Origin of the sequence: Streptomyces xanthophaeus (genome assembly GCF_000725805.1) — a bacterium.
Classification (GTDB): Bacteria; Actinomycetota; Actinomycetes; order Streptomycetales; family Streptomycetaceae; genus Streptomyces; species Streptomyces xanthophaeus.
Window position 1 is genome coordinate 1 of sequence record NZ_JOFT01000106.1, and the last position, 564, is coordinate 564.

Below are 564 nucleotides of genomic sequence, written 5' to 3' on the forward strand. Positions count from 1 at the left end.
TCAGGCCGGTATCGGGGTGAAGGGCCTCAGTTCGTCGGCCCCGGGCTGTACGACGCCGTACGTGCTCTCCGGCACCTCGTTCCAGGCACCCGGGAGGTCACCCAGCGGCTCGGACACGATCAGGCGGGTGTCCTCGGAGACGTCCTGCAGGAACGCGACGTCGGGGTGCAGCCTGCGGAGCGAGTCCACCCGGCTGCTGTAGAACAGCGACCGGGACGTGTGCCCGCTGGAGTACCGGAACGCCCAGACCCGTTCGCCGTCGGTGACGGCGAGGGTCATCTGGAGCGGGGACTCCACCCCGTGCTCACGGCCCACGCGTTCCACGACCCCCGCCATCCTGGCGACGGCGGTCGGCGGGTCCTCCTCCAGCCCGTAGGTCAGGGCCAGGAAGAACATCACCTCGGAGTCGGTGGTCCCCCCGATGTCCGCGTACAGGGCGGGATCGACGAGCAGGGTCAGGTCACGGCGCATCAGGTGGAAGCCGGTGATGGCCCCGTTGTGCATGAACATCCAGCGCCCGTGCCGGAAGGGATGGCAGTTCGACTGCTGCACCGCCGTCCCCGT

1 protein-coding gene is annotated in these 564 nt (G+C 69.5%); it reads right to left on the minus strand.

Translation table 11 applies throughout. The annotated features are described in order from the left end of the window. Positions 1-564: class II glutamine amidotransferase (locus tag IO30_RS0129075; protein WP_031147818.1), on the minus strand; the 564-nt coding region annotated here is incomplete at its 5' end.